Source organism: Alcanivorax xiamenensis (assembly GCF_009846745.1).
Classification (GTDB): domain Bacteria; phylum Pseudomonadota; class Gammaproteobacteria; order Pseudomonadales; family Alcanivoracaceae; genus Alloalcanivorax; species Alloalcanivorax xiamenensis.
Map to the genome: position 1 here is coordinate 25,626 of NZ_AQPF01000007.1, position 26,746 is coordinate 52,371.

Sequence of the window (26,746 nt, forward strand, 5' to 3'; positions counted from 1 at the left end):
TCCCGCGTTGTGCCTCTCTCAATTGCAACGTCCTCATTGCACGTCCATGGACAACCGGGTGTCGGGTGCCTTCAGGGTATCGGCACGGGCGCCCTGATCGGTGACCAGTTGCACCTTGAGCGTGACGCCGTTAAGGAATTCCAGCAACGGCACATCGATCCACGCCAGTTTTTCCGGGTGATCGCAGTGCCAGCGATAACGCGCTTCGAAGTCGGCATGGCCACCGTGGTCGTGGTCGTGGTCGTGGTCGTGGTCGTGGTCGTGGTCGTGGTCGTGGTCGTGGTCGTGGTCGTGGTCGTGGTCGTGGTCGTGGTCGTGGTCGTGGTCGTGGTCGTGGTCGTGGTCGTGGTCGTGGTCGTGGTCGTGGTCGTGGTCGTGGTCGTGGTCGTGGTCGTGGTCGTGGTCGTGGTCGTGGTCGTGGTCGTGGTCGTGGTCGTGGTCGTGGTCGTGGTCGTGGTCGTGGTCGTGGTCGTGGTCGTGGTCGTGGTCGTGGTCGTGGTCGTGGTCGTGGTCGTGGTCGTGGTCGTGGTCGTGGTCGTGGTCGTGGTCGTGGTCGTGGTCGTGGTCGTGGTCGTGGTCGTGGTCGTGGTCGTGGTCGACGCCATGATCATGGCTTTCTTCTCCATGATCATGCTCTTCGGCTTCGGAATCGGAGAGGCCACTGTGCACGCTCTCGCGAGTTACCTTGCAGGCGGCGGCGGGTGCCGGCTCCAGCACATTGGTGCCCTTGCCAAGCCGGGCCAGGGCATCTTCCAACAGAGCCGTCTGCTCATCGTTCCGGGGAGCATGTTCAAACCCCACCACATCCGCCGCCGGCAGCGACAGTTCCACCAGCAGAGTGCCGCCGGCCATGGCCAGGTCCAGATTGCCCTGTCCATGCACATGGGGGCCCGCCGCCTGGGCCAGCCCCGCCGCCGTGCTCAACGCCATCACTATCGCCAACCGTCGCATGGTGGTGCTCCTCTTTATATGCAGAATGTCAGTGCCGTATGGAATCCAGCTCCGCGCGGAACGCCGCCAGGCACTGGCCGGGAAAGACCGGGTCGTCGCCATCGGTAATCAGCACCAGCCGGCTACCCTCATCGCCACCAGGCCACGACGGCAGCGGCGACACCTCCAATGGCTGGCCACCCACGCCTTGGACCAACAAGGGCCCATCCAGTTTGTCCACCGCCACCAGCGCCTTGAGCCGCACCAGACGCGGGCCACACCGCTCCAGCAGGTCCGCCCACAATGGCTGCAGCGCGAAATAGTCCACCGCGCCGCGCCAACGCAGGTCGGCGGCGTGCAGCCGGTGGCGGCCCGCCTCTGGCGCCGCTGGCGGCGCCGGCCACCGCGCTCAGCTGCCCGGTGACCCGGCAACGGCGTGGAAAGGCGCGATCCAGCAACGCCGGTTCCACCCGCCCCTGTTCGCTCCACTGCCGTTCGGCGGCGGAGTTCAATTCCGCCAGGGCGGCTTCCAGAGGCCCGCGTTGTTCCAGTTCCACCTGATCCGCCTTGGTCAGCAACAGCACATCGGCGGCACGCACCTGCTCGATCACCTCGGGATGCCGGCTCAACCCCGCCATGCCGGATCGGGCGTCCACCGTGGTGATCACCGATCGCAGCTGAAAATGACGCCGCAGCCATGGATCCTGTTCCAGCACCGAGGTGACGCCGAAAGGATCGGCGGCGCCGGTGGTTTCCACCAATACGGTGGAAAAGCGCGGCACGTCGCCGGCGGCACGGGCCATGAACAGGTTGCGCAAGGTGGTGCGCAACGACCCTTGCACCGTGCAGCAGACGCAACCGCCGGCCAGCAGACTTACCGGCGCCGATGCCTCACCCACCAGCGCCTGGTCGATGCCCACCTGCCCCAGCTCATTGATGATCACCGCCAGATCATCGCGCCCGGACAGCCAGTGATTCAGCACCGTGGTTTTGCCGCTGCCGAGAAAGCCGGTCAGCACCACCACCGGCAAAGGGGTCACGGCGCGACCGACCAGGGCAGCGTTTCGCCGGCCAGGAACGGCACCAACTCTTCACCGGCGGCCTGCACCTGTTGCGGTACCGCCCAGGGTTCCCGCCGCAGGGTAATGGTGTCCGGATTGCGGGGAAGGCGATAAAAATCCGCGCCGAAATGACTGGCGAAGCCTTCCAGTTTGTCCAGCGCGCCATGACGCTCCAGGAAAGTGGCGTACAACGGCAGCGCCGCCCGCGCCGAATAACAGCCGGCGCAACCGCAGGCGGCTTCTTTCTTGTCGCGGGCGTGCGGAGCGGAGTCAGTGCCCAGGAAGAAGCGCGGATGCCCTTCCAGCACCGCCTGTTGAATACGCTCCTGATGGGTGCGGCGCTTGAGCACCGGCAGGCAGTAATTATGCGGGCGCACGCCGCCCACCAGCAGATCATTGCGGTTCATCATCAGGTGCTGCGGTGTCACGGTGGCGGCGGTGGCGTCGCCGGAGTCCTTGACGAAATCCACCGCTTCACCGGTGGTGACGTGTTCGAACACAATGCGCAAGGCTGGGAAACGGCGGCGAATATCGGTGAGATAACGGTCGATGAAGACCTTCTCCCGATCGAACACGTCGATCTCCGCCTCGGTCACCTCCCCGTGAACCAGCAACGGTACATCGTGCTTCTCCATCGCCTCATAGAGATGGGCGATCCGTGACGGATCGGTAACGCCGCTGTCGGAGTTGGTGGTGGCACCGGCGGGATACAGTTTGAAGGCATGCACAAAGCCGCTGGCGGCCGCCCTTGCCACCTCCTCCACCGGCGTCTCGTCGGTGAGGTAAAGCACCATCAGCGGTTCGAACGCCACGCCGGCGGGAATGTGGGGCACGATGCGCTGCCTATAGGCCTCGGCCTGGGCCACGGTGGTGACCGGCGGAGTCAGGTTGGGCATGACAATGGCGCGGCGGAACACCCGTGCGGTCACCGGCACGGTCTCGGCCAGCATGGCACCGTCGCGAAAATGCAGGTGCCAATCATCGGGGCGGCAAAGTGTGAGGGTATCGGTCATAGGAAAACTGTCGGTTCCGGGAAAAGTGCCATGATACGAAAAACCGCCGGCACTTGCCCTGAAGAACCGGTTTCCCATGGCATTGCGCCAATTTGTTATAACATAACAAAAACAGAAAAAATCACAACCCCGCACCGGAGCTGTTCCACCATCGGCGAACCACCGGCCCCGCTACAGCAGCCAGCGGAACGAGCGCTGCAGCTCCTCCGTACCACGCTCCTGGTACCAGCGGCCATGCGCCAGAATCACCCGTTCCGGCTCCCAGTCGAGCATGGTCCGCACCGCGGCGCGCAACCCCGCCCGGCGGCCAAGAAAGGTGAGTCGCATGTCCCGGGGCATTTGGCCGTCCGGGTCCAGCACGCCACCCAGGCGAGCCAGCCAGCGCTGGGCCGGCGCCAGACGCGCCGCTTCGAAGTTTTCGATCAGGTCGGTGAGGATCAGGGTGCGGCTGTGCGGATGGAAGAACACCACCTCGGTCATGTAGCGGCTGGTCACCGGCAGGGTCCGCAGCAGATCATCCCAGGGCCAGGGCCCGTCACGGTCCAGTACCTCCACGGGGAAATCGATGCGCCCCCGGGCCCTCTCCTTGATTCCCCGCGCCACGAACGTGCGGGCGGCGGGGAAAGCATCTTGCCACTGCGGCAGCCACCAATAGTGAATGCGATTGGGACCAATCAACCAGCGTGGCTCACCGAGGGCCTGCACCTGCCGCCGTAACGGCTCGGTCAGGACCGTGGGCGAATGCACGAACAGTCCGCCGTCGGCCGAACGCACCAGCGTCATGCGTGTCGGAAACGGCATCTTCACGCCCGGTGCTCCGAAGCGGATCAGCGGTCCGTCGACGATCCAGACCGAATCCGCCACCGGTTTCAACTGATTCAAAGGAGCGTAAACGCGGTTTCCCCCCGCAGTGCTCATGGCTGTTGCCCTCTGTTCGCCCAGGCCACACCGTACCGGGCCTGATCGTTTTCGCCAATGGCTTTGTCGCAGCCGGCCATTGTGGCGACGCCCCGCGCCTTCAGACTGGAAGCCGGCCTGCAGCGGGAACCTCGCCGTCCGCCTCTCGACATACTCTGTTCGTCGCCGGCATACAGCCGCAATGATCAGAACAATAACAATACCGGAGGCCATGCCATGACGCCGTTCGCTCGTGCTTTGTGCGTTCTTTCCATACTGTCACTGTGGTGTCTTTCCCCATCCGTCCAGGCCGAGCCGAGGACCCTGCATTACGCCACCGCCGTGGCGCCCACCGATCGTCCCAACAACCAGGCCCGCCGCTGGTGGGCGGAGCAGATCAAGGCACGCACCAACGGCGAGATCGAAATCGAAATTCACTGGATGCAGAGTCTGGTGAAGTATCCGGATACCGCCCAGGCTGTCAGTTCAGGCCTGGCGGATATCGCCGGGATGACACCGGATTACACCGCCGCCCGTTTCCCGCTGTGGGCGCTGTCACAAACCGAAGTCGGCCCGGGCGACCACTACATTTCCGCCGAAGCCTGGCGGCGCATGATGGCGAACACCCCTGCTCTCCAGGAAGAACTACGGCGTAACAACATGGCGTTCATGTCGGTGTACTCCACCGGACCACGGGTCCTGATCAGCAACACCCGCCCTTATCTGACGCCGGCGGACTTCGAGGGTGACCGTGTGCGACTGACGCCTCGCAGCGTTCAGGCCGCGCAGCGGGCGGATTGGGATGTGACGCCGATCAATCTGACCTTTACCGATATTTATTCCGCCATGGATCGCGGCACTCTCAATGGCGCTCAGTCCGCCGCTTATCTGGTACCGCTGTTCAAACACCACGAGGTCGCCACGCACATCGTCGAAACCGGTAACGGCCAGTCCATGATCCTGGAGGCCATGAACCTCGACACCTGGAACAGCCTGACCCCGAAGCAGCAACGGGTGTTCAGCGAAGTGAACCGGGAACTGGAAGTGCGGATGGCGGAAGCCGGCCTGGAAGAGCTGGAACAGGCGCGGAAGATGATCCGGAACAACCGCGAGTTCCCCACCGAATACCACATTCTTGATGCCGAACAGCAAGCTCAGTGGGAAGCCGGGTACCTGCCAGTGGAGCGCGCCTTCGCGGAACGGACCAGCAAGCGCTCACCCCAGGCGGCATCAGTATTCGAGCGCTTCCAGGAACGCCTCAAGGAGGTGGCCTCGGAGGTAAGAGAGGACGGTTATCCCTGGGAACGGAATGAGGTGGCGGATCGCTGAACCGGCGCCCGTCGCACTGGTGCTTTACGCCAAATCTTTTGTCGCGATAGGTCATTGTTGCCCGACCAGGGGAGCGACAGACTGAAATTCGAATAGGGTGGCCCGCTGGCCGCCCCTGCCTCGGATGTAATGGATCAAACCATTAATAAGAATAGTAATAGTGGAGGCCCTGTTAAATGTCGCTGAAAAAAAACCTGATGGTCGCCGGCGCGGCCGTTACTCTCACGCTCTCCAGTGTTCTGGCCGGCGCCGAAACGCGCACGCTCCATTACGCCACCCCGGCCCCTCCCACCGACCGCCCCAGTAACGAGGTGCTGCGCTGGTGGACCAATGAGGTCAAGGAACGCACCAACGGCGAAATCGAGATTGAAGTCCACTGGCTGCAAAGCCTGGTGAAATATCATGATTCCGCCCAGGCGCTCAGTTCCGGGCTCGCCGATATCTCGCCGATGAATCCGGAATACGTGGAATCCCGTTTCCCGCTGTGGACACTGTCACAGACCGAAATCGGCTCCGGCGACAACTATATCGCCAACGAAGCCTGGCACCGTGTTCTGGAAAAAAACCCGGCGATGGCCGAGGAACTGAAGAAAAACAACATGGTGCATCTGATCGCCTATTCCAGCGGCCCGCGCGTCAACGCCAGCACCAGCCGCCCCTATCTGACACCCGATGATTTCAAGGGCGACAAGGTCCGCATGACGCCCAGAGCGGTGCAGGCAGCCAAACAAGCCGATTGGAACGTGACACCGGTGCAAGTGGCGTTCGCCGATATCTATTCCGCCATGGATCGCGGCACCATCAATGGCGCCCAGACCTACACCTATCTGATGCCTCCCTACAAACACCACGAAGTAGCGAAATACGCGGTGGAAACCGGCATCGGCCAGTCCATGGTGGTGGTCAACATGAATCTGAACACCTGGAACAGCCTGACGCCGGAACAGCAGCAGGTGTTTGCCGATCTGAACGGTGAGTACCGTCTCCGCATGGCCCGCGCCGGCCTTCAGGAAGCCGGGGATGCACGCGAGATGATGCGCACCAATAAAGAATTCCCCACCGAATTCCATATCCTCACCCAGGAACAGCAAAAAGCCTGGCAAGCCGCCCTGGAACCGGTCGAACGGGCCTACGCGGAAAAACTGGCGAAGCGTGATCCCCGTGCCCTGGAAATTTTCGAAAGTTTCCAGAACGAGTTGCGCGCGGTGCAGAAAGAAGTGGCGGACAACGGCTACCCCTGGCAATCCGAAAAAGTCGCCGGGAACTGATTCATGTCTCGAATGCCGTGGCCCGTTCGTGTGATGGACCGGGTGGATCAGATCCTGGTATGGCTGTCCCAGGCACTGCTCGCCGCCATGGTCGGCATCACCTTTGTGTCGGTGGTGGGGCGGAGTTTTTTCCGCAGCCCGGTCCCCGATGATCTGCTGCTTTCGGAAATGCTGATGGTGGCGATCGTGTTCGTGCCACTGAGCTATGTTCAGTCCATTCGCGCCCATATCGAAGTCACCGTGCTCACCGATCACCTGCCCCACTGGTTGCAGGAAACCCTGGTCTCGCTGGGGCTGATCATCGGCATCGTCATGTTCGCCTGGATGGCCTGGCTCAGCGCCGGCAAGGCCTGGGAATCCTATGAGTGGGGAGAAATCGCCTACGCCAGCACGCTGGGTTTACCGGAGTGGCCGGTGCGCGCCCTGATTCCATTGGGCCTGATCTGGTGGTGCGTGCGCATGCTGATTCAACTGCTGATGCCCTGGACCCGCGAACCGCCGGAGTCCGAGGTGGAACGCACCTTGCGCGAGTCCGAGGACGCCTGACTTTTCAGTATCGGGATAGCACAGGTCCTCTCGGTATTTCAGGCGTCCATCCCCTTGAAGAACGATAACAACAGGAGATCCGATGGATCCGGTTACGATCGGCATTGCGGTCACCGTGGTAATGGTGGCCCTGTTATTGTTGCGCATTCCCATTGCCGTGGTTCTGGTCAGCACCGGCTATGTCGGCCTGGTGCTGGTCATGGCGGTACGCACCGGCGAATTCGATCTGGCACGCGGGTTGAGTACCGCCAATCAGTTCCTCTCGGATCTGCCCTATTCCTCCACCGCGGAATACACCTTCACCACCATTCCCATGTTTCTGTTGATGGGCTACCTGGCCACCGAAGCCGGTTTCACCCGTGATATCTATCAGACCGCCCGGCTGTGGCTGGCAAGGGTCCCCGGCGGCCTGGCCGTGGCGTCCTCGGTGGGCTGCGCGCTGTTCGCCGCGATCAGTGGTTCGAGCCTGGCCACCGCCGCCGCCATGGGCCGCATGGCGATTCCGGAAATGCTCAAGCACGGTTACGACAAGCGGCTCGCCACCGGCGTGGTGGCCGCCTCAGGCACCCTCGGCTCACTGATTCCGCCCAGTATCCTGATGATTCTCTACGCGGTGTTCACCGACCAGTCCATCGCCAAACTGTTCATCGCCGGTATCATTCCCGGCATTCTGTCCCTCGGTATTTATGTCGGCTTCGTCATGATCCGCTCGAAGATGAATCCGGAACTGGCACCACCGGTGCCCAAGGTGGACATGGCCGAGAAGATGGCGGCACTGAAAAAAAGCTGGAACATGCTGGCACTGATCGCGCTGATCGTGATCGGCCTCTACACCGGTATTTTTACCCCTTCGGAAGCAGGCGCGGTGGGCGCCGCGGTGGCGTTCCTGATGTGTATCGTCACCCGCCGTCTGGACCGGGAAAAAACCCGCAGCGCCCTGAATGAAACCCTCAAGACCACCTCGATGCTGTTCGCCGCGGTGATCGGCGCCTACATGGTGACCTCCTTCACCGCCCTCACCGGCATCGCCTCGGAGCTGACCTCCTGGGCCGGCAACCTGGATCTGCCACCGGTGGTGATCCTGCTGTCGTTGACGTTGCTCTATGTATTTCTCGGCACCTTCATGGGTTCCATCGAGATCATGCTGCTGACGCTGCCGGTGGTGATCCCGATCATCAAAGGCCTGGAATACGACCTGATCTGGTTCGGCATCATCATGATCAAGTATCTGGAAATCGGCATGATCACGCCGCCGGTGGGGATCAACTGCTTCATCATCAAAGGCGTGGTGGGCAAATCGGTGAGCCTCGGCCAGATCTTCCACGGGGTAACCTGGTTCATCGTCCTCGACGTCATCACCGTCGCCATCCTGATCCTGTTCCCGGATCTGGTCACGTTCCTGCCCAACCTCATGTAACGGTTCCTGGAGAAAAGCCCTCATGTACCTGACGCAATCCCTGCACAAGGCCCTGCAACAATGTCCCGAGCGCACCGCCACCGTTTGCGATGGTCGGCGCCACAGCTACGCCGAATGGGTCCCGCGGGTAGCCCGGGTGGCCGGGGCTCTGCAGGGTCTTGGCGTGGCGCCCGGCGACCGCGTCGGCATTCTCGCCCTGGGCTCGGACCGTTACCTGGAAACCATTTACGGCTGCTGGTGGCGCGGCGCGGTGATCAATCCGGTGAACATTCGCTGGAGTCCGCGAGAAATCGCCTATTCCCTGGACGACTGCGGTACCCGGGTATTGCTGGTGGACCGCCACTTCCTCGGCATGGTGCCGCAATTGGGGGAATTGTCCGAAGCCCTGGAAGAAGTGATCTATCTGGATGACGATGCACCGGGGGACCTCATCGGCTACGAGAGATGGATCGCCGATGCCCCCGAGCTGGACGATCAGATCGCCAGCCACCAACAACTGGCCGCCATTCTCTACACTGGCGGTACCACCGGCGCGCCCAAGGGAGTAATGCTCAGCCATCGCAATCTGTACTCCGGCACTCTGGGGCAGATGGCGGCGGTACAGCGCAGCCATCACCCGGTGGCCCTGTACTCCTCGCCGCTGTTTCATGTGGCCGGCATGGCCTCGGTGGTGCAGATCGCGGTGCGCCAGGGCACCCATGTAATTCTGCCGGGCTTCGATCCGGCGGTGGTGCTGGACACCATCGAGCGCGAAGGCGTGGAAGAAACCTTTCTGGTACCGACCATGCTGCGCATGTTGCTGGATCATCCGGACTTCTCCCGGCGCGATCTTTCAGCGCTGAAGTACCTGCGCTACGGTGCCTCCCCCATGGACGAGGCGCTGCTGCTGCGGGCCATGGAAGTCCTGCCCGGCGCGGAATTCTCGCAGAGCTACGGCATGACCGAACTGTCGCCGGTGATCTCGATCCTCAGCGGCTGGCACCACACCGCCGAGGGACGCCGCGCCGGCAAACTGAAGTCCGCCGGCTATCCGCTGCCCAACGCGGAAGTCCGCATCGTTGACGAAAACGATAACGACGTTCCGCCGGGCCAGGTGGGCGAAATCATCGCGCGCGGCCCCATGGTCATGGAAGGCTACTGGAACAAACCGGAACAAACCGCCGAGGCCCTGCGTAGCGGCTGGATGCACACCGGCGATGGCGGCTACATGGACGACGACGGCTTTATCTACGTGGTCGACCGGATCAAGGACATGATCGTCACCGGCGGCGAGAACGTCTATTCCGCGGAGGTGGAAAACGCCCTGCTGAAACTGCCTGAGGTCGCCCAATGCGCGGTGATCGGCGTACCCGATGAGCGCTGGGGGGAGCGCGTGCACGCGGTGGTGGTGACGGCCCCCGGTCAGCAACTGGACGAGCAGCGCATCGACGCTCACTGCCGCGATCTGATCGCCGGCTACAAATGCCCCAAGAGCATCGAGTTCCGTGATGCCCTGCCCATGTCCGGCGCCGGCAAGATACTCAAGTACGAGCTGCGCAAACCCTTCTGGGAAGGCCGGCAACGGCGGGTAAGCTGACACCGGGTGCCATCCGCTCATTTGAGACGCAGGTCACCGTTCCAGAGGGTGTCTTTGAAGACGCCGCACGCGCCGCCTAAACTTGCGCGTTTTTGACGCGCAAAGGAGAGCCCCGTGCAAAAACGCGTACTCGTCCCCCTGATTGCCCTCCCCCTGTTCAGCCCGGCCGCCCTGGCCGGGGATCTGTATCCCCTGGGCAAGGCCGAAGGTACCACCTGGAAAACCGTGGCCCAGGCCGAGGAAGACAACCGCCTGTCCGTGGCGGCGCTGTCCACCGACGGCGAGATGCAAATGGTGTTCACCTTCGAAACCGTCATCGGCAGCACCGAACAGTTCCTCGGCGTATTCGATGCGCCCGTGGAAAGCTGCGGTCAGAGCGACGGCAAGACCATGACCCTGAAAGCCCCCGACCCGTCCCGTCTGATGAAGGTGAATGGTCAGGAATTTCCCTCTTCGGAAAACTGCCTGGAAGGCCACACCCACTATTCGTTCAAAGGCGTGGATGCCGCTCATGACATCAGCGCGGCGCTGATCGCCGGCAAGCCGGTAACGCTGAGCATCCCCCGCGACGACGGCCGCAAGGAATACACCTGGGAGCCAGACGGCTTCAAGGCTCTGGCGCGGGAGCGGGTGAAAGAGTACGAAAAGGGGGCGCGTTATCAGGCCTACAAGGGCATGACCCGCTAAGCAACGCGGCTGTTTTCCCTGTCTGGAGAGGATACCGGGTGCGCTAGCGGCATCGCCGCTAGCGCACTGTACTCCTACTCACTTCTTCCCATTGCCGCCTCCACAGCCTCCTCCAGCATCTCCAGGCGATCTTGTCCCCAAAAGAGTTCTCCCTGAAAAACGTAAGACGGAGAACCAAATACCCCGGCACTCACCGCTTCATCGGTATAGTAACGATACACATCGGCAATATCGCTTTGTCTGGCCAGAGAGATCAGACGACCACCGTCCAATCCCCTCTCATTCAAGATATCAAGCAATGTCCGCTCCGAAGAGATATCCCGGTCTTGGCACCACTGTGCATGGAGAATCGACTTATACAGTGGTCCCACCGGGAGTCCCTGACGGTCGGCGGCAATAACGATGCAAGACGCCAGATCAGCGTTCGGGCACATGAAAGCAGGTTGCGCGTTAATCGATATTTTCAGCTTGCGACACCACCGCTTTAATTCCAATACACGATAGGCCCGCCGCTCGGGTGAACGATCACTCAGGAGCTGCCCTCCTGTTCTATAATAAATATTGGGCAAATCAACTGGTTTGTATAACACCCGTATATTTTGCCGCTCTGCCAGAGCTTCCAGACGATCCGCACCAAGATAGGCCCAATCCGAGTTCATCCAGAAGTAGTAATCGATGGCCTCGACTTTCATGCACCCACTCCTTCCGTTATACGATCCGGTATGACAAACCGCCCTGGACCGTGCATCAGGAACGAGCAGACTACGGCGATGGCTCCGAGTGCGCTCAGATACCAAATAATATAACGAGGGTCACCGTCACCAAGGCCAAGTAAAGACGTCGCCATAATGGGAGCCAACCCACCGCCAATGGCCCCCGACACCTGAACGGCAATGGAAATACCGCTATAACGCACTTCCGCGGGAAATTGAGCGGAGAACAAGCCGCCTTCGGGACCGTACAGAGATGAATACACGCCACCAATTGCGATCACTACGGCCAGCGTGATGTAAGTCACTTCCAGGGTTTGTAACAGGGAAAAAAACACTGGCGAAAAAAGCGCTATTCCAACAGAGCCTCCCATGAAGATCCATTTATAGCCTACCCGATCCCCCAGCATCCCGAATAATGGAATGAACACCAAGGCCGCGAAGGCGCCCCAAATAGTGGCATCCAACATAATCCCGCGCTCCAACCCCAGCGTACTGGTAACATAGGTAAGCGCAAAGGTAACTACCGTGTAGAACCAGGTAACCTCCGCCAAGCGTCCTCCCACCACAACGAGGACCTCCTTCGGGTAGCGCCGCAGGACTTCCAATGCCGGCACGTCCACCTTGTTGCCCTTCTCTTCCATTTTTTCGAAATCCGGCGATTCAGCTACCTTCACCCTGATGAACCACCCAATCAAAAGCAATACGACGCTAGCCAGGAATGGCAGTCTCCATCCCCAACTCAACATCTCGCTTTCTGGCAGGGTGGCAACCAATCCCATGGCGAACGATGACAGGATCAGACCAGGAGCAACGCCGGCTTGGGGCAAGCTACCGAAGAACCCTTTCTTACCCTGAGGTGCGGATTCCACCGCCATTAGTACGGCCCCGCCCCACTCGCCTCCCACGGCGATGCCTTGCAGGAAGCGCATCAGAACCAACAGGACGGCGGCCCAATAGCCGATATCTTCATAGGTGGGAATAAGACCGATGAGAATAGTGGGAATACCCATCAGGAACAGTGTAATGAGCAACATGGATTTGCGCCCGACCCGATCACCAAAATGACCGAATATCAAACCACCGAGAGGACGGGCAAAGAACCCCACCGAGTAGGTGGCAAACGCGGCTAAAGTACCCATGAGGGGATCAAATTCAGGAAAGAATATCTTATTGAAGATCAAAGCCGCCGCGGTGCCATAGAGGAAAAAATCGTACCATTCAATGGTTGTTCCCATCATGCTGGCCAGTCCGGCGGTGATATATTGGCGGCGAGTGCGAGCCGCCGCCGGCGTATGCGTAGTCATTTTAGTGTCCTTTATACGTTGTTGTTGTTTTCAAATGAGTGCCGAGCTCATTTCGACGGCAATGGAGGAATGCCGTGTGTCTGTCGGGCCCAGTAGTTAAAAGTAGCGTTGACGATCGATGGTTTGAGTAGGTAATCGTGGGCTTCACGGGCAAGTTCGTCGTCCACTGGAGTCAGCGGTCCGAATACTCGCGCCCTGACCTGCATTCTGGCGGCCCGTTCCAGATAAACGGACAGGTAAGTCGCTTCTTCGCAGGACACGCCGGCGGTTAAATAGCCGTGATGGGCCAGGATAATCGCCTTCTTGTCCTGGATGGCTTCGGAAATAATTACCCCTTCCTGATCAGCGATGGGCACGCCAGGCCAGTCCGCCAAAAAGGCGCAGTCATCGTGCAAAGGCGTCATATCCATCTGTGAAATCACCAACGGCTGCCTCGCCGCGGCAAGGGCCGATGCCCAGGGTGAATGGGTATGAACGATAGAGTTGACGTCCGGCCGCGCATCGTAGACCCAAAGATGGAATCGGGTGGCTGGATTCGCCATTCCCTCTCCCGTCAGAGTATGTAGATCACGATCGACCTCTATGAAATCATCGGGAGTGGCCTCATCGAACCCAAGCCCGAACCTGAGTGTCCAGTATGCACCTGGACGTTGCGAGCGAACGCTTATCTGCCCCGCCAAACCGGCTTCTTGTTCGGTCATCGCCAGGATGCGGCAAGCATAAGCCATGGTTTCTCGAACATCGCGCTCCACGCCATGGAGATGCTGCTCCATTTCCTGCGTCGCTCGCTGATCGAAATAGGATTTTTCTCTAAGGGAGGAATTCATGCTGACTCCTTCGTACATTGATAATCAGGAGTCAGTATCGGAGGACTATATTTTCAGAGCCATGGAGTGAGAGTCATACCAGCTATTCCATGATTTATGTCAATTGCCTGCATATGCGTAACGCACATTGCAGAAGGTCCTCCGCCAGAGGCAAGGATGATCGTTTTACCGGACTGATAGCTACGACCTTTCGGCGCAGCAAAGGATTGACTATCCGGACTTTTCGAAGCTGGTAATCAGCAAGCAGCGCATCCGGAATACGCCCAGGAAGGATGCAAGCACCGACGTCCGACGAAACCAGCTTCAACATAGCGTCAATAGTCTCTGCTTCCGCCACATATACCGGTTTCAGCCCCCCGCTTTGCAGCATACGCCGAAGCGCATAATGTGACGGGAAGCCAACAAGCCTGAGATCCACATCATTCAGATTGATACTGCCATCAACACCGAGGGCGGACTTCTGATGAGTGATCAAGCACATGTCATCATCGAATAAGGGTTGGGAGTTCAAGGAACGGGACGCCACAACGGAGTCGTAGACGAAGCCCAAATCCGCTTTTCCGCTTTCCACCAGCTCCACGACTTCGGGTGAGCTCCGCCCCAGCAGTGACAAATTGACACTGGGGTGTTTGCTAACAAAGCTCGCCACCACATCCGACATGAAGTAATAGCTCAACGTATGCACCGTTGCCAGGCGCACGGTGCCCCGCGTGATGCCGTGCTCTTGGCGAATGCCATCCACGGCCTGATCGATTTGTTGATAAGACAGCTTGAGAACTCCGTACAGCTTCTCGCCAGCTTCGGTCAGCGCCACACCACGGCCGGTTCGAGTGAACAGGGACTTTCCCAGGCCCGTCTCCAACGCCGCCAGCTCCTTACTGATCCATGACTGCGTTCGATTTAGCTTTTCAGCGGCTTTGGAAAGTGACTTGAGTTCCGCGATGTGAACGAAACAGCGGAGTTGCCGGTCCGGGGTATCCATGAATCTCCTATTACAGGTATTGGGAGTCCAGGATGAGTCTATGTCAGAAGGGAACGTGTAGGCCAATCCCCCATGATTGAGCCCTCGCCTCCGATCTGCTTTGTGGATATACAAAACATTGACCGGGGCGAGGAGGGAATCGAGAGGCTTGCTAACGTTAAAAGGAAGGAATGACAATTATTCCTTGCGTCGAGTGCGGTAGCCGATAGCCGCCACCGCACTCGCGTTCGATCAGCGTTCCACCGCCAGGGCCACGCCCTGACCACCACCGATGCACAGCGTGGCGAGACCGCGTTTGACGTCGCGGCGCTGCATTTCATGCAGCAGAGTGACCAGGATACGGCAGCCGGACGCGCCGATCGGGTGTCCCAGAGCGATGGCGCCGCCATTCACGTTGACCTTCTCCGCGTCCCACTCCAGTTCCTTGCCCACCGACAGCGCCTGGGCGGCGAACGCTTCATTGGCTTCGATCAAGTCCACCTGATCCAGAGTCCAGCCGGCCCGTTCCAGACAACGGCGGGTGGCGGACACCGGGGCGATGCCCATGATCGCCGGGTCCACGCCAGCGCTGGCCTGCCCGGCCAGACGCGCGAGGATCGGCAGCCCCAGTTCCCTGGCGCGGGCTTCGCTCATCAGCATTACCGCCGCACCACCGTCATTCAGTGTGGAGGCATTACCCGCGGTCACCGTACCGTCCTTCTTGAACGCCGGACGCAAGCCGGCCAGGGTCTCCGCGGTGGTGCCGGCGCGCGGTTGCTCGTCGGTGTCGAATACCTTCGGGTCCCCCTTGCGCTGGGGAATCGTGACCGGCGTGATCTCATCCTTGAAGCGGCCGCTTTCGATGGCGGCCAGCGCCTTGGCCTGGCTGGCGGCGGCGAAGGCGTCCTGCTCCTCCCGGGTAACACCGTATTTCTCCGCCAGATTCTCGGCGGTGATGCCCATGTGGTAGTCGTTGAAGGCATCCCACAGGCCGTCCTGGATCATCGAATCCACCAGCGAGGCGTGGCCCATGCGCAGACCAGTGCGGGCCTTGGGCAGCACATAAGGCGCCAGGCTCATGTTTTCCTGGCCGCCGGCGATGATGATATCGGCTTCCCCGCAGCGGATTGCCTGGCTGCCCAAATGCACCGCCTTGAGACCGGAACCGCACACCTTGTTGATGGTAAGCGCCGGCACCTGCCGCGGCAGGCCGGCGTTGATCGCGGTCTGACGCGCCGGGTTCTGGCCGGCGCCAGCAGTGAGCACCTGGCCGAGGATCACTTCGCTGATCCGGTCCGGCGCCACCCCGGTATCCGCCAGCAGTTTGCGCACCACCGCTTCACCCAAAGCGGTGGCGGGCAGATTGGCCAGGGAACCCTGAAAAGCACCGACCGCGGTGCGGGTGGCGGCAACGATGACCACGTCTTGCATAATGTCTCTCCCGGTCACGCCGGGCCGGGCCCGGCGGAATGATGAAAATTGGCCTCGCATGATAGCTTGATCGGGGCGGCGCGTCCCGGCCTGCTCACTCGGCGGCGCCGGCCTGCTTCCAGCCGCCCAGTAAGCGCGGCCGCTCCAGCGCCAGGTAGAGAACGACCCCGGCGGCCAGTCCCCAACCAGCGCCGTAGACCGCCAGCACCACACCCATGGTACCGGCGATGCCCCGCTCCAGGTTATTGTTGAGCTGCTCGAAACCCACCATCAGGCAGATATAACCAGTCAGAATCAACGTCAGCGACAGTGCGATCGGCAGCACCGGCTGGAAGAAACTGACCAGTGGCAGCATGAACAGTGCCAGAAAACCGGCGATCCAGAAGGTGCCAGCGCCGCTGTAGATCGAATCCATGGCGTCCCGGCCATATTTATAGCGCTCGGCCATGGTGGCCCCCACCGCCGTCCACAACGGTCCGGCCAGCCCCGGATAGGGCGCGAAGAAAGCGTGCAACGCGTTACGGAGGGCGGTCACCAGATGAACACGGTCCAGATCGATTTCGATCACTTCGTCACTGCGCAATTCATCCGCCCGCTGCATCAGCGATTGCCCGACGATGATGTCGCCAAAAGCGATCACGTAAGCGATCACCGCCGTGGGCACCGCGTACAGGAACACCTTGGCATCCGGAATACCGTGGACGAACGGCAGGTACCGCCACAGTTGGTCGAAGGCCGGGCGAGTGATCCCCCATTGCAGCTCCGGCATTTTGTATTCGCCCACCGCGATACCCACACCGATGGCCACCAGCATGCCTGGCACCATGCCGTAATTGACGATCTTGCGCGCCAGCGGGAACTGCTTCACGTACTCCTGAAACGACGCCGAGAACATGAAGTAAAGGCAGATCAACCCGCCCACCACTAGCGAAATCGGAGTATTGGCGACCCGACCGCCCTCGCTGATTTCACCGGTAATAGCGGCGATGCCGGCGCCGATGATAATCCCCGCCTTCATCGAGTTGGGAATGATGCGCACCAGCGTACTGCCCAGGCGGGTGACACCGAGGATCAGGAAGATCAGGAACACCAGGAATTGCAAGGCGAACAGGCCCTGGATCGCCTCGGGCCCTGGCTCGAACTGACCGAGGTACAGCACCACCACCGGGATTGCCGGCGTGATCCAGCCCGGCACCAGCGGTACGCCCAGCAGCGCCGGCAGCATGAAGCCGATACCACAGATCACCACATAGGCCAGCGCCACGTCATAAGGCAATCCCAGGTGTTTCTGCAGCAACGGGATCATCGCCAGGCTGACCACGAACATGATCAGTGCCTGAATCATTTCCGCCATTTCCCAGCGGTAATGAACGAACGGTAAGCGGATGCGGAAGGGTCCCAGCGGCCAGCATGGTTGCTGTTCGCCGTCTTTACGTTGGTACATTTGCATTGTCGTTCTCCTCCACTGGCGAGCGCCGGCAGGGTCATTGTTGTTGTCGGAAATCCTGTTACCGGAAACACCGGGCGGGCACCCGGCTATCGGGTCTTACCGAAAAAGGACCTCGCCCCGGCAGCTTGCTGAATGCGCCGGAGCGAGGCCGAAAGCTACAGGTTCCTCGCCCACTCCCGTAGTACATACTTCTGGATCTTGCCGGTGGAAGTCTTCGGCAGATCCTGAAACACCACGGTCTTGGGTACTTTGAATCCGGCCAGATGTTCACGGCAGAAGCCGATCACATCCGCCCCGGTGACGGCGGTGTGCTCCTGCCCGGCCTTGAGGGTGACGAAGGCGCAAGGCGTCTCGCCCCATTTTTCATCGGGACGCGCCACCACCGCCGCTTCCAATACGGAGGGATGGCGGTAAAGCGTGTTCTCCACCTCGATGGTGGAAATGTTCTCGCCACCGGAAATAATGATGTCCTTGAGGCGGTCCTTGATCTCCACGTAACCGTCCTCATGCCACACCGCCAAGTCACCGGTATGGAACCAGCCGCCCTCGAAGGCTTCGCGGGTGGCGTCTTCGTTCTTCAGATAACCCTTCATCACGGTATTGCCGCGCATGAAGATCTCGCCGATGGTTTCACCATCCTTGGGAACCGCCCGCAGACTCTTTGGATCCGCCACCATCACCCCTTCCAGAGTCGGGTAACGCACACCCTGGCGGGACTTGATCGCGGCGCGCTCCTCCAACGGCAACTCATCCCAGTGGCCGTGCCAGGCACAGACGGTGACCGGCCCGTAGACTTCGGTCAGGCCGTACACATGGGTGACGTTGATGCCCATTTCCTCCACCGCTCCGATCACTTTGGCCGGCGGCGCCGCACCGGCGGTCATGGCGTTGACCGGATGATCAATGGCGGCCTTGGCCTCATCCGGCATGTTGATCAGGGCATTGAGCACAACCGGCGCACCGCACAGATGAGAGACCTGATGCTGACGAATCAGCGTCAGAATACGCTGCGGATCAACCCGGCGCAGACACACATGCACGCCAGCCTGGGCGGTGATGGTCCAGGGATAGCACCAGCCGTTGCAGTGGAACATGGGCAGCGTCCACAGATACACCGGATGCAGCCCCATGGACCAGGTGGCCTGGTTGCCCAGGGAATTCAGGTAGGCGCCGCGGTGGTGGTAAACCACGCCCTTGGGATCACCGGTGGTGCCGGAGGTGTAGTTGAGGGAAATGGCATTCCACTCGTTGTCCGGCCACTGCCACGGGAACTCCGGGTCCCCCTCGGCCAGGAAGGCCTCGTAATCCAGCTCACTGACCGGCTCTCCTTCACCGTATTCGGGATCGTCCACATCGATCAGCAGCGGTGGCGTCTCCAGTTTGGCCACGGCGTCACCGATCACTTGATGGAATTCGCGATCCACGATCAATACCTTGGCTTCGCCATGGCGCAGCATGTAGGCGATGGCGTCGGCATCCAGACGGACATTGAGGGTATTGAGAACGGCGCCGATCATCGGTACGCCGAAGTGGGCTTCCAGCATAGCCGGAATGTTCGGCAACATCGCCGCCACGGTATCGCCCTTGCCGATACCACGGCCGGCCAGGGCCGAAGCCAGCCGCCGGCAGCGCCGATAGGTTTCCCGCCAGGTGCGCCGGATATCACCATGGATCACCGACGGATAATCGGGGTACACCGCCGCGGTACGCTCAATAAAGCTCAGCGGGGTCAGGGGAACATGATTGACTTCGGTGGGCGAAAGGCCCTGCTCATAAATGGACATAATGACCGTCCCGTGGTTGTTCGCGGTATTCTTCGGGTAGAGTTACCAGCATAAGCCTGCAACTACGAGGCGCATTTATAGACCATAAAGAACAAATATGGAAATAAAACTAGAGTCTTATAGTATTTTTACTAGATTACTTCTATTGAGCCCATGATGGACCAGGACAATACCTTTCCCCTGTTGCTACGGAACTGGCTGCGATTGCAGCAGGACCGCATGCCCCGTTCCCAACGCGCCGCCGGCTTGTGCCGGATGATGGCGTCTACCCCGGAAGTGCGGCGGGCTTTCTACCTGTTCTGGCAGGCGGATGCCGGGGTTTACGACGACGCGGAAGGCCAGGCCGGTCTGCCACCAGGCCCCGGCGATCCGTTCCTGGCTTCGGATCATGCCTTGCACCAACGGCTGGCCGGAGAAACAGCGCTATCACTGAGCGAGTTGCGCGTCCTGCCCTGCTGGCTCGCCGGCCGGGTTCGACGCGCCGCTCTGCACCATGGCGCGATTCTGCCACTGTCGCTGGATGACGACAGCCCGGGCCTGCTGCTGTTGGAATTGTCCCCGCACTGCGGCAGCCAGTGGCTGCTCTCGCTGGCCGCCATGCTCAATCAACTGGCCCGCCCATTACCCCACCGGGAGGGGGCCTTTGCACTGCTCAGCAACGACCCCCAACTGATGGCGGTGCTTGATAATCACGGCCAGGCCGTCGATACCAACCACGCTCTGCAACAATGGCTCGGTGAACACCACATCGACGCCGGCACGTGCCTGCCAATCAACCACCAGGCCCTGGCCACCGCCTGCCTTTCCCAGGGCCGCGCCATCGTTGATGTGGAAGCGCGACTCGGTGATCGCATTTTACTGTGGAGCTTTATTCCCGACCTGCCTGGCCAACGCATCCTGGCCCGCGGCCGTGACGCCACCGAACAGCTACGGAACGAAAAGGCCGGCAACCGCGCCCGCCGCTTGTACCGTCTGATCACCGAGAACACCACTGATTTGATCTCGCGGCACACGCCGGACGGCGTTTTCCTTGACGCTTCGCCAGCCTCCTGGGGCTTGTTGGGCTACTGGCCGGAACAATTACGCGGCACGGCGGTGCGGACGCTGTTTCATGAACAGGACCGGGAGCGGTTGCAACAACAGGCCAAGGCGGCGCTGGAGGAGTTGGGTTATCACACCATGACCTATCAGATCCGCCACCGGCGCGGCCACTATCTGTGGTTCGAGACCGCCAGCCATGCCATCCGCGAGACCTATACCGGCGCGGTGGTGGAGGTGGTCAGCGTCACCCGCGACATTACCGCCCGGGTCCGGGCGGAAGAAAACCGCCGCCGTCTGGCCGAAGTAGTGGAAGCGAACACCGATCTGGTGCTGTTCGTCGGGCTCGACGAACGCCTCACCTACGCCAACCGTGCCGCTCGTGAGGCGCTGGCCATCGGCCCGGACCCGTGGCCGGATCTGGCCGAGTTATTCGCCGCCGAGGACATCCGGCGGCTGCGCGAACAAGGCTGGAACAGCGCCCGGGAACAAGGGGTGTGGACCAGCGAGGCGCAACTGCGCGCCGGCGACTCCGGCGAATCCTTTCCAGTATCCCTGGTACTGCTGGCCCATCGCGGCGCGGGCAACGACCAGTACTATTCCCTGGTTGCCCGGGATATGACCGAACGGGCCCTGCGCGAAGCCCAGCAACGCCGCCATCAGAATGAACTGGCGCAAAGCAGCCGGTTGATCGCCATGGGCGAACTGGCCTCCGGCATCGCCCATGAAATCAACCAGCCGCTGGCGGCGATCAGTAATTACGCCGCGGCCAGTCTGCGCCACCTTCGCTCGCTCCAATCACCTGTCCACGACAGTCCAACCGAATACGGCCCGGCGTCCGCTGCCGGGCCGAAAATCGAAAAAGTCGCCCAGGGTTTGAATCGTATCAGCGAACACGCCCACCATGCTTCGGAAGTGATCCGGCGGCTGCGCGCGTTTCTCCGCAAAGGTCAGCGGCGCCTGGAAGCGCTCGATATCAACACGGTGGCGAATCAAGCCATTCACCTTTGCGCCTGGGAAGCGGAGAGCCATCGTATTACCATCGCCAGACAGTTTGCCGTGGACCTGCCGCCACTGTACGCGGACCGTATTCTGCTGGAACAGGTGCTGGTAAATCTGCTGCGTAACGCGCTCGACGCCAATCGCGAACGCTGGCCGGAGCAACCCTCCGAAATCACCGTCGCCACCCTGCGCGCACCCGACAACTTCCTGGTGATCCGCGTCATTGATCAAGGCGCCGGTGCCGACCCCGAGACACTCAAGCATATGTTCACGCCGTTCTATACCAGCAAACCCGACGGCCTGGGGCTGGGATTGTCCATGAGCCGTTCCGTCATCGAAGGGCTCGGCGGTGAATTGAATGCCCGTTTGCTCGAACACGGACTGGAACTGTACTGCCGGCTGCCGCTGGCCCATAACGAGGAGACCCCATGACCACCGGCACACAAATCGTTTACGTGGTGGACGACGACCCCGGCATGCTGGAGTCCACCGTCTGGCTGTTGGAGTCGGTCGGTCTGGACGCCCGCCCGTTCACCAACGGCGGCGACTTTCTCGAAGCCTGCGTATCGGGAGCCAACGCCTGTGTGCTGCTGGACGTCCGCATGCCCACCCTGGGCGGACTGCATGTACAGCAGGCGATGAAGGATCGCGGGCTGGACTACCCCATCATCTTCGTCAGCGGCCATGCCGACGTGCCCATCGTGGTGCGAGCGTTCAAGGCCGGCGCCGTGGATTTCATCGAAAAGCCCTACAACGAACAACTGTTGCTGGACAGCGTGCAGCAGGCGCTCAATAGTGAACGCAAAGAGGATAAACAGGCCACCGGCCGGCAACAGGTGGATGAAAAACTGGACACTCTCACACCCCGTGAGCGGGACGTGCTGCTGCCACTGGTCAAGGGCTACACCAACCGCGAGATCGCCGCGCAATTGGACGTCAGCGTCAAAACCGTGGATCTGTACCGGTCGCGGGTGATGAAGCGAATGGGCGCCGAACGCCTGCCGGATCTGGTCGGCATGGCGGTGGCCGCCGGGCTGGTGGATCCGTTGCGATTGCGCGTGCCATGACGCCATTCGCGGCCAGGATCGCTCCCACGGAGGTTACGCTGACCACTCGGCGCTTTCCTCCGCCACCGCCCGCAACACCCGAAAGGCCTGATCCAGCAGCGGGCCGTGTTTCCCCCGGGCGCGGGCGAGGTACACCGGATAGGTGAATTCCGGCGCATCGGCGACCCGTTCCAGCGTCCCCTCGCGCAGATGAGGCTCGGCCACGCGGGTACGAAAATAGCCGCTGCCCCCTTGCTGCAGCAGAAACTGAATCGCCAGCGGACCGAAATTCGCGGACACCGGCGAGCGCGCCCGCTCCGGCAAAGCGACGTCGTGCTGCTTGCGAAAATCCGCCCCCCAGTCCACGTAGACATAGGGCTCCTCGGTGCGGACCGACCGCACCAGGATCAGTTTTTCTTCCAGCAGTTGCTCCACCTGCAACCCCGGCCAGTAAGCGGGCCGGTGCACCAGCGCCGCGTCCAGTACCCCCCTTTCCAGGCGTTCCTGCAACGCTTCGCCGTCGTGCACTTCGGCACGAGTGGCGACATTCGGGTGGTGCTGACGCAAGCGGGTAACCCAGTTCAGCAGCAGCGGATTCCACAGACTGGTTTCACCACCCAGCACCAGCATATCCTCGGCCCCATCCGGCAACGGCAACTCCCGCCTCGCGGCTTCCCAAGTACGGACCAACTGACTGGCATGCGGGGTGAAGCGTTCACCATGGGGCGTGAGCCGGGCCCCGGCCCGATTGCGCACGAACAGCCGGCAACCCAGTTGCCCTTCCAGGTTATGGATGCGGGCGGTCACCGTGGTCTGGGTGATGTGCAGACGCTCGGCGGCGGCCATGAAACTGCCGGTACGGACAATCTCCAGAAACGTTCGGGCCAGATCGATATCCATGATTTATATCAACTTCTTTGAATTTAAACCGCATTCTATTTCATTATTTCTATTCAAAATACGTCCCCATACTGTCGGTCCACGTTGAAGTACGGAGCCGGAGATGACGGCGCACGCCACACCGCCCCCTTTTTCCGACCCTCAATGGCGCCAGGTCCGACAATTACTGGGCGCCCTGGACGAGCGGCAACGCTGGTGGCTGAGCGGCTATCTCACCGCCACCGGCACAGCGCCGGACACCGCCGCGGCCAGGACGGACGCTCCGCATCCGGTGCTGATCGGCTACGGCACGGAAACCGATAACTGCCGGCAACTGGCCAGGCTGTTGAGCGAACGTTGCGGAGCCGCGGGCATCGCCACGGAAGTGATTGATCTGGCCCGGTTGCGGCCCCGGCAACTGGCACGGCGCGATCACCTGGTGATCATCACCGCCACCCACGGCGACGGCGACCCGCCGGAACCGATCCAGGCGTTTTATCAGGGCCTGATGGGCGACGATGCTCCAAAGCTGGACAACCTCAAATTCGCCGTATTGGCCCTGGGAGACAGCAGCTACGAGCGCTTCTGTGTCACCGGTCAGGAGTTCGATCAGCGTCTGGAGGCGCTGGGCGGCGAACGGCTGATCGCCCGGCAAGACTGTGACGTGGACTTCGAACAGCTGGCCCGGGACTGGATCGCCCGCCTGTTGGAAGCATTGCCCAAGACCGGAAACACGGACGCGGCGCCGGGCCCATCGCCGGCCCCGGCCTCCAGCCCTTTTCGCTACGACAAACACCATCCGTTGACGGTGGAGGTGCTGGTCAACCAGAACCTGAGCGCCGCTGATCGCCGCCAGCCGATACACCATCTGGAGTTGGCCCTGGATCAAGCAATTCCGGACCTGCTCCCCGGCGACGCCGTCGGTATTCTCGCCGACAACCCGCCCGAGCTGGTGGCGGCGGTGCTGGACGCCTGCGAGCTGTCCGGCGAGCAGCCGGTGACCGTGAACGATGACGCCCAGCCCCTGGTGCAGGCACTGCGCCAATCCCGGGATCTGACCATCGTCGGCACCGGTTTTCTCACCTTCTGGGCGGAACACAGCAATGCCCCGGCGCTGAAAACGCTGTGCGAAGCGGAGAGCCGGGAGCAGCGGGCCTTTCTCCGCCAGCATCAACTGCTCGATCTGCTCAGCCAGTATCCGGCACATGCGCCGGCCCAGGCTCTGGTAAACGCCCTGCGTCCCTTGCAACCCCGGCTCTATGACGTGGCCAACAGCCTGGCGGAGCTGGACGACGAGTTGCACCTTACCATCAAGGCGTTCCGCTATCCGTTCCGGGAACGGCACGAACAGGGTATCGCCTCCCGCTATCTGCTGGATTTGCAGCCCGGCGACCCGGTGCGGTTGTACCCGCATCGCAACACCCGTTTCCGTCTGCCGGATGACGACGCTCCGCTGATCCTGATTGCCGAAGGCACCGGCATCGCCCCTTATCGCGCTTTCCTGCAAGCGCTGTCACAGCGGCCTCAACGCCCGCCGTGCTGGCTGGTGTTCGCTGAGCAGCGTTTCGAAGAGGACTTTCTTTATCAGCTGGATATTCAGCAGGCCCACGCGGATGGCGTGCTGGAACAGGTGGATACGGTGTTTTACCAGGACCGCCCCGGCGCCAGCCTGATCGATCCGCTGCTCAACCAGATCGATCGTCTGGCCAGTTGGATCGAACAAGGCGCGCATCTCTACCTGTGTGGCGACAAGGGTCGATTGAGCGACCTGGAGAACAGCTTGAAAACCGCTCTGGACCAGCGCCAGGGAGACGGCGCCTGGAAGCAACTGGGCCGCAACAAGCGCCTGCACCGCAACCTGTATTGAGGAGACCGTGATGAGCGATTCCCGTCCCGATCTCAGTCAGCCGGTGGAACGACTGCACGAGAACGAACAACTGAAAGCCCGCAGCCGCCATCTGCGCGGCACCATCGCCGAGGGGCTCGACGACCTGCTCACCGGCGCGGTGCCCGGGGAAGACCCACTGCTGATGAAGTTCCATGGCATCTATCAGCAGGACGACCGCGACCGCCGCGCCGATCGCCGCCAGCGCCGCCTGGAACCGGCTTACCAGTTCATGGTGCGCCTGCGTATTCCCGGCGGTGTGCTGGACAAGCGCCAATGGCAGGGTCTGGACCGTCTTTCCCGTCTCTACGCCGAACGGGGCCTGCGCATCACTACCCGGGGCACCGTTCAGTTGCATGGTGTGCGCAAATCGCAGCTGCGCTCGCTGATTCAAGGACTGCGGCCGTTAGGGCTGGACACCATCGCCGCCTGCGGCGACGACAGCCGCGGCGTGGTGTGCGGCGCCAATCCGTACTTGTCCAAAGCTCACGAGCGGGTGCAGCAGCTGGCGCGGATCACCAGTGACCGTCTGATTCCGAAAACCGGCGCCTATGCGGACATCTGGCATCAACAGCCAACGCCGGTGAGCGACGGCGAGGAGCCGCTCTATGGCAAGCTGTACCTGCCACGCAAATTCAAGGTCGGCTTCGTGCTGCCGCCAGTCAACGACGTCGACATCCACGGCCAGGATCTGGGCTATATCGCGGTGGTGGACAACGGCGATCTGATCGGCTTCAACGTCTGTGTCGGCGGCGGCATGGGTCAGTTGGACAACCGCGAGGACAGCTATCCCCGTCTGGCGGAGGAAATCGGTTTTATCGAGGCGGACGAGGCCCCCGCCTTCGCCGAATTGGTGATGAGCATCCAGCGCGACTTCGGTGATCGTCAGGATCGCCACCGGGCCCGTTTCAAATACACCCTGGATCGTCTCGGCCTGCCCTGGTTCCTGGAAGAACTGGAACGCCGTCGTGGCCGCCCGCTGGAGCCGGCCCTCGGCGTCCACTTCGACCACAACGGCGATCGACTTGGCTGGCAGCAGGGCGACGATGGCCTCTGGCACGCCACGCTCTATGTGGAAAGCGGCCGCGTGGACGATGCCCTGCGCACCCAACTGGGCGGCTTTCTGGAACAGTATGGCGGCCGCCTGCGGCTAACCACCAACCAGAACCTGCAGTTGACCCATATCGAGACGCACGAGCTGGAACAGGTGCAATGGCGCCTTGAAGACCTGGGACTGGATTGGCGCCTCGATCCGGAAGCGCAGGCCGCCCATACCCTCAGTTGCGTGGCACTGCCGACCTGCGGCCTGGCCATGGCCGAGGCGGAACGTTACTTACCCACGTTTCTGGAGCGCTTCCAGCGGCTCAAGGGCCAATACGGACTGCGCGAGGAACCCATCACCCTGCGTCTGACCGGCTGCCCCAACGGCTGCGCCCGGCCTTATCTGGCCGAGATCGCCCTCACCGGCCGCGCCCCAGGGCTGTACAACCTGTATCTGGGCGGCAGCTTTCATGGCGACCGGCTGGCGCAACTGTACGCCGGCAACGTGGACGAAGAACGCTTCCTCGCGTTGCTCGCGCCCATGTTCGAACGCTATGCCGGCCAACGACGTGATGGCGAACATTTCGGTGACTTCCTGCTGCGCAAGCAGCTGCTGGAAGAACGTCCGCTGACTTCCCTTTCTTCCTGATCCTGGAGACGT

The 26,746-nt window shown here is 61.4% G+C and carries 23 protein-coding genes; 10 read left to right on the top strand and 13 right to left on the bottom strand.

Features of this window, described 5'->3' with window-relative positions; all coding sequences use genetic code 11:
- Nucleotides 1-33 precede the first annotated feature (33 nt).
- From A6D6_RS22090 to A6D6_RS06750, 5 genes are all read right to left on the bottom strand, one after another.
- Nucleotides 34-951 carry a ZrgA family zinc uptake protein gene (locus A6D6_RS22090; protein ID WP_201303721.1) on the bottom strand — a complete coding sequence of 306 codons (918 nt, stop codon included), beginning with the start codon at nt 949-951 and terminating at the stop codon, nt 34-36.
- Nucleotides 952-979: 28 nt separating this feature from the next.
- Nucleotides 980-1,171 carry a hypothetical protein gene (locus tag A6D6_RS21845; protein ID WP_236564010.1) on the bottom strand — a complete coding sequence of 64 codons (192 nt, stop codon included), beginning with the start codon at nt 1,169-1,171 and terminating at the stop codon, nt 980-982.
- A complete protein-coding gene (locus tag A6D6_RS06740) occupies nt 1,080-1,970 on the bottom strand; it encodes a CobW family GTP-binding protein (protein WP_236564011.1) in 891 nt (296 codons plus the stop codon). The genes A6D6_RS21845 and A6D6_RS06740 overlap by 92 nt, the downstream gene beginning before the upstream one ends.
- Nucleotides 1,967-3,004 (bottom strand): dihydroorotase, encoded by a 1,038-nt coding sequence (gene pyrC / locus A6D6_RS06745; RefSeq protein WP_133492090.1) that lies wholly within the window; start codon nt 3,002-3,004, stop codon nt 1,967-1,969. Before pyrC ends, A6D6_RS06740 begins: the two co-directional genes overlap by 4 nt.
- A gap of 171 nt (nt 3,005-3,175) precedes the next feature.
- Entirely contained in the window at nt 3,176-3,922 is a 747-nt protein-coding gene (locus A6D6_RS06750) for a DUF4336 domain-containing protein (RefSeq protein WP_133492089.1), read from the bottom strand.
- A gap of 216 nt (nt 3,923-4,138) precedes the next feature.
- Here A6D6_RS06750 and dctP point away from each other — a divergent pair, with 216 nt between their 5' ends.
- The 6 genes from dctP (at nt 4,139) to A6D6_RS06780 (ending at nt 10,724) form a co-directional block, all read left to right on the top strand.
- Nucleotides 4,139-5,230, top strand: a complete 1,092-nt coding sequence (dctP, locus tag A6D6_RS06755) for a TRAP transporter substrate-binding protein DctP (RefSeq protein WP_159660292.1) — start codon at nt 4,139-4,141, stop codon at nt 5,228-5,230.
- A gap of 176 nt (nt 5,231-5,406) precedes the next feature.
- Nucleotides 5,407-6,498, top strand: coding sequence for a TRAP transporter substrate-binding protein (locus A6D6_RS06760; protein ID WP_133492087.1), 1,092 nt, complete (start codon nt 5,407-5,409; stop codon nt 6,496-6,498).
- Nucleotides 6,499-6,501: 3 nt separating this feature from the next.
- Entirely contained in the window at nt 6,502-7,044 is a 543-nt protein-coding gene (locus A6D6_RS06765) for a TRAP transporter small permease (RefSeq protein WP_236564012.1), read from the top strand.
- Between the two features lie 82 nt (nt 7,045-7,126).
- Nucleotides 7,127-8,461 (top strand): TRAP transporter large permease, encoded by a 1,335-nt coding sequence (locus A6D6_RS06770; RefSeq protein WP_133492086.1) that lies wholly within the window; start codon nt 7,127-7,129, stop codon nt 8,459-8,461.
- A 22-nt stretch (nt 8,462-8,483) separates the two neighbouring features.
- On the top strand, nt 8,484-10,037 hold the full coding sequence (locus A6D6_RS06775; protein ID WP_133492085.1) for an acyl-CoA synthetase: 1,554 nt from the start codon (nt 8,484-8,486) through the stop codon (nt 10,035-10,037).
- 114 nt (nt 10,038-10,151) lie between these two features.
- Nucleotides 10,152-10,724: a hypothetical protein gene (locus A6D6_RS06780; RefSeq protein ID WP_133492084.1), complete on the top strand. Its 573-nt coding sequence runs from the start codon at nt 10,152-10,154 to the stop codon at nt 10,722-10,724.
- 74 nt (nt 10,725-10,798) lie between these two features.
- Here the strand turns inward: A6D6_RS06780 and A6D6_RS06785 are convergent, their stop codons facing one another.
- The 7 genes from A6D6_RS06785 to A6D6_RS06815 all read right to left on the bottom strand — a co-directional run bounded on the left by A6D6_RS06785 (nt 10,799) and on the right by A6D6_RS06815 (nt 19,194).
- Nucleotides 10,799-11,416, bottom strand: a complete 618-nt coding sequence (locus A6D6_RS06785; protein WP_133492083.1) for a 2-hydroxychromene-2-carboxylate isomerase — start codon at nt 11,414-11,416, stop codon at nt 10,799-10,801.
- Nucleotides 11,413-12,741, bottom strand: a complete 1,329-nt coding sequence (locus A6D6_RS06790) for an MFS transporter (protein WP_133492082.1) — start codon at nt 12,739-12,741, stop codon at nt 11,413-11,415. The genes A6D6_RS06785 and A6D6_RS06790 overlap by 4 nt, the downstream gene beginning before the upstream one ends.
- A gap of 47 nt (nt 12,742-12,788) precedes the next feature.
- On the bottom strand, nt 12,789-13,568 hold the full coding sequence (locus A6D6_RS06795; RefSeq protein ID WP_133492081.1) for an aldolase: 780 nt from the start codon (nt 13,566-13,568) through the stop codon (nt 12,789-12,791).
- A gap of 94 nt (nt 13,569-13,662) precedes the next feature.
- Complete coding sequence (locus A6D6_RS06800; RefSeq protein WP_133492080.1) at nt 13,663-14,550, bottom strand: LysR family transcriptional regulator; 888 nt, start codon at nt 14,548-14,550, stop codon at nt 13,663-13,665.
- Nucleotides 14,551-14,781: 231 nt separating this feature from the next.
- Complete coding sequence (locus A6D6_RS06805) at nt 14,782-15,960, bottom strand: acetyl-CoA C-acetyltransferase (RefSeq protein ID WP_133492079.1); 1,179 nt, start codon at nt 15,958-15,960, stop codon at nt 14,782-14,784.
- Nucleotides 15,961-16,054: 94 nt separating this feature from the next.
- Nucleotides 16,055-17,410, bottom strand: a complete 1,356-nt coding sequence (locus A6D6_RS06810) for a solute carrier family 23 protein (RefSeq protein ID WP_159660293.1) — start codon at nt 17,408-17,410, stop codon at nt 16,055-16,057.
- A gap of 155 nt (nt 17,411-17,565) precedes the next feature.
- Nucleotides 17,566-19,194, bottom strand: a complete 1,629-nt coding sequence (locus A6D6_RS06815; RefSeq protein WP_159660294.1) for an acyl-CoA synthetase — start codon at nt 19,192-19,194, stop codon at nt 17,566-17,568.
- 153 nt (nt 19,195-19,347) lie between these two features.
- Between A6D6_RS06815 and A6D6_RS06820 the strand changes: the two genes are divergently transcribed.
- Entirely contained in the window at nt 19,348-21,666 is a 2,319-nt protein-coding gene (locus A6D6_RS06820; protein WP_201303714.1) for a PAS domain-containing sensor histidine kinase, read from the top strand.
- Entirely contained in the window at nt 21,663-22,301 is a 639-nt protein-coding gene (locus tag A6D6_RS06825) for a response regulator transcription factor (protein WP_133492076.1), read from the top strand. Before A6D6_RS06820 ends, A6D6_RS06825 begins: the two co-directional genes overlap by 4 nt.
- Nucleotides 22,302-22,334: 33 nt before the next feature.
- On the opposite strand, the gene A6D6_RS06830 is transcribed toward A6D6_RS06825, so the two are convergent.
- A complete protein-coding gene (locus A6D6_RS06830) occupies nt 22,335-23,180 on the bottom strand; it encodes a LysR family transcriptional regulator (protein ID WP_133492075.1) in 846 nt (281 codons plus the stop codon).
- A 103-nt stretch (nt 23,181-23,283) separates the two neighbouring features.
- Here A6D6_RS06830 and A6D6_RS06835 point away from each other — a divergent pair, with 103 nt between their 5' ends.
- Both A6D6_RS06835 and A6D6_RS06840 read left to right on the top strand, forming a co-directional pair.
- On the top strand, nt 23,284-25,026 hold the full coding sequence (locus tag A6D6_RS06835) for a diflavin oxidoreductase (RefSeq protein ID WP_159660295.1): 1,743 nt from the start codon (nt 23,284-23,286) through the stop codon (nt 25,024-25,026).
- Nucleotides 25,027-25,036: 10 nt separating this feature from the next.
- The gene (locus tag A6D6_RS06840; RefSeq protein ID WP_159660296.1) at nt 25,037-26,734 is read left to right on the top strand and encodes an NADPH-dependent assimilatory sulfite reductase hemoprotein subunit; all 1,698 of its coding nucleotides are present in this window, start codon (nt 25,037-25,039) and stop codon (nt 26,732-26,734) included.
- Nucleotides 26,735-26,746 lie beyond the last annotated feature (12 nt).